The sequence below is a fragment of the Hoeflea sp. genome, assembly GCF_039975035.1.
Taxonomy (GTDB): Bacteria; Pseudomonadota; Alphaproteobacteria; order Rhizobiales; family Rhizobiaceae; genus Hoeflea.
This window is the reverse complement of the sequence record NZ_JBDWHW010000245.1, coordinates 1-2947: the sequence shown is the minus strand read 5'-3', so window position 1 is coordinate 2947 and position 2947 is coordinate 1. Positions and strand designations below refer to the sequence as shown.

The following is a 2947-nucleotide window of genomic DNA, read 5'->3' as shown; positions in this document are numbered from 1 at the left end:
TTTCCACGCAAATGCGGCTCAAGTCGCTGCCATACATCATCCGTCACCACAAAGCGCTGCTCGTTCATTCAAACCTCCGTTTGGAAGCTTTGAATCAGAAATCAGAACCGATGGGAATCCCGAATGTCCACAGGCCCTAGTCACTTTGAACTTCATCTTACCGATGTGATGGCGGCGGGCGGCGTTATGTTTGTGCGGCATGCTGGACCAATCATGCTTTTTTCGATCCCCGCCGCATAGACGCAAAACGTTGAAATCTTATTCGTGCACCAACGCCTGACTGGTCGAAATGGCGGCCTTTGAACATGGTCATCTCCGAAAACATCGAGAGGTGATTATCGGTCGCCGGTTAGCGAAGAGTTTGCAACAGAGCCCTCCGTCGACACTACGTCGACGGTTGCAATTTCTCGACGCTGCTGAACGCCATCGGTGCCGATAAACTCAACCCAGACCTTCATCCTCAATTGTCCCATAACCGAGTGCCCTTTCCAGAAAAGGACCCGATTACCAGAAGGTTCTTACCCCCACCTTTTTCCCGCTCCCTGTCCGGCTTCCACCCTGTCATCAGGCTCTCACTCGATGCTGCCTGCATAGTCGGCGGCCGGTCGCTGCACCCAACTGACATCCATGTCGACTTGGGCTGCGTGAAGCAAGTTCATTACCGGGCAACGGAATTCCACGTTCTTACGCAATTGCTGGAAGCGGGCCTCAGTTTCATCTGAGTAGACAATAATATCCAGCTTCGCGGTCTCGAAATAGGGACGTATGCCCGGAACGCCCTTGGGACCGCGCACGTCGATCTGGCTTTCGCAGGCAAAATCGACGCCGGAATAGCTGAATTTCATCGCAGTCGCGACACCATTGATAATCACGCCATCGCAGCCGACAAGCGCCACGAGCACAGTCTCCAGAGGGCTGGGAGCCGAATTTGTCCCTCCCAGCGAGGCAGGTTCGTCGGTATAGACCGGGTCAAAATCGCGGACCTGGATCTTGGTTCGCGTGCCGGCAGCATTGGTTGCCTTGACGTGTCGAATGCCGATTTTCTTGGTGGCGGGGTCGATGGAAGGTTCGATGATGTCCTGGTCGATCATGATAAGTCCTGTTTAGCTAAGGCCGGTGAGAACACCCACGGGGGCATCCCCGCGGAGAACGTTGAAGAGTAGCCAGACGATGCCGAAGACCACGGCGCCGTAGATCAGGCCGGGAACAAGTCGCATGCTGGCGCGGGCAAACAGCATCCACAACAGCAAGCCGATGGTCGGGATGGTGAACCCGATTGCCCAAAGCGCAACCGCATAAACCACCAGAACGATCAGAATCAGCGGTTCCTTGAACTGACTTCCCGTGGATGGTGCGTAGTCGCGGATTGCCCGATACAGCAACCAAAGCGACAACAGCAGTCCCGGGTACAACGCCAGTGACGGCATCAGGCGGGATGATGCATTGAACCCCGTCATCTCCCAGATCGCATAGGCGAAGGCTATGGAGACCAGCCCGGAGAGAATCAGCGATATTGTCTTGTGATCCTCGGCGACGGGAAGGTTGAGCACCTCGGCGGCGGTGTCGGCCTTGGCTTTGCCGCGGTTCCTGAGCCAGCGGTAGATGTTCAAGATCGCCGGGATTGCGATGAACGAGGCTATAATCAGCACTCCCGGGCGCAGCAGCCAGGACCAGCCGTGGATCTGGTTGGAAAGCCAGAAATACTGCTCCATCGGAGACGCAAGCACAAAACCGACAAGGGCTGGAGCACGCGGCCATTCGGCGTGTTTCATCATCCAGCCCAAAGCCCCAAGGCCAAACAGCATGAAGATGTCGCCCATGGTGCTGGTTGCCTGATAGGCTCCGACAACCATGATGAGGATCAAGGGGGCTGCGATGATGCCGAACGGAATCCGTGTCAGTTTGGCCAGAGTTGGAGTTATCGCAAAACAAATCGCCGCACCGACGACCGACGAGAGCGCAACCGACCAGACGATCAGAAACATCAGATCAGGGTTTTGGGAGATCATCCGGGGGCCGGGATAGTATCCAAACGAGAACAGCGCGCCGAGGAAAATCGCGGCGGCAGGGCCTCCGGGGACGCTGAACAGCAGCGTTGGCACAAGATCGGCGATAACCGTTGCGTTGTTGGCGCCTTCTGAGGCCGCAATGCCGCGAATCTCACCCTTGCCGAATTTCGATTTGTCCTTGGTGGATCGGATCGCGTGCCCGTAGGCGACCCAGGTCGAGGCTGAAGCGCCGACTGCGGGAACGAAGCCCCCGAAGACGCCAATGATCGAGGCACGCAGCACCAGCCACCGGTTCTTCCAGAAATCGCTGAATCCGGCACCCCAGTTGCTGACCGTGATCGGTGTGTGTGAAATGCCGCCACCTGCAGCAAGCATCGAGATTGCTTCGGCCACGCCGAAAAGTCCCAGAGCGACGATGGTCAGGGAGAAGCCGTCGAGAAGATAGACCTGCCCGAAGGTGAACCGGAAATCGGCTGCTGCCGATGCCGGACCGACAACTCCGAGGAAAAGCCCGAGGCATGCGGCGGCAATGCCTTTTGCCAGATCCTTGCCAATCATCGAACTTGCAAAAAACAGTCCGACAAAAGCAAACATGAACAGTTCCGGCGTCCCGAGCATCAGCACGATGGGCCCAGCCACGGGAATGGCGACCAGCAGGATCACGGCGCCCATCAATCCGCCAACCATGGAGGAGAGAAATCCGACGCCCAATGCGCGCGCCGCTTCGCCCTGTTTGGCCAGCGCATTGCCTTCAATCGCGGTTGGTGCGGAGGCCGGCGAACCGGGCGCGCCTAACAATACCGATGTGATCGTGTCGGACGTGTAAACGACTGATACGGCGCCAAGCAGCATCGCAAGGCCGGAGAAATCGTCGAGATAATAGATGAAGGGGAGAAGTATCGAGACTGCGGCCACACCGCCCAATCCGGGCAGCATAC

The 2947-nt window shown here is 57.4% G+C and carries 2 protein-coding genes; both read right to left on the bottom strand.

The window, feature by feature from the left end; all coding sequences use genetic code 11:
* Positions 1 to 572: 572 nt before the first annotated feature.
* Complete coding sequence (locus ABJN75_RS21835; protein ID WP_348441731.1) at positions 573 to 1091, bottom strand: OsmC family protein; 519 nt, start codon at positions 1089 to 1091, stop codon at positions 573 to 575.
* 12 nt (positions 1092 to 1103) lie between these two features.
* On the bottom strand, positions 1104 to 2947 hold a 1844-nt coding region (locus ABJN75_RS21830), incomplete at its 5' end, for a tripartite tricarboxylate transporter permease (RefSeq protein WP_348441730.1).

Excerpts from the sequence above, each read along its gene's own strand:
- ABJN75_RS21835 (WP_348441731.1), bottom strand. The coding sequence starts at position 1,091 with ATGATCGACCAGGACATCATCGAACCTTCCATCGACCCCGCCACCAAG.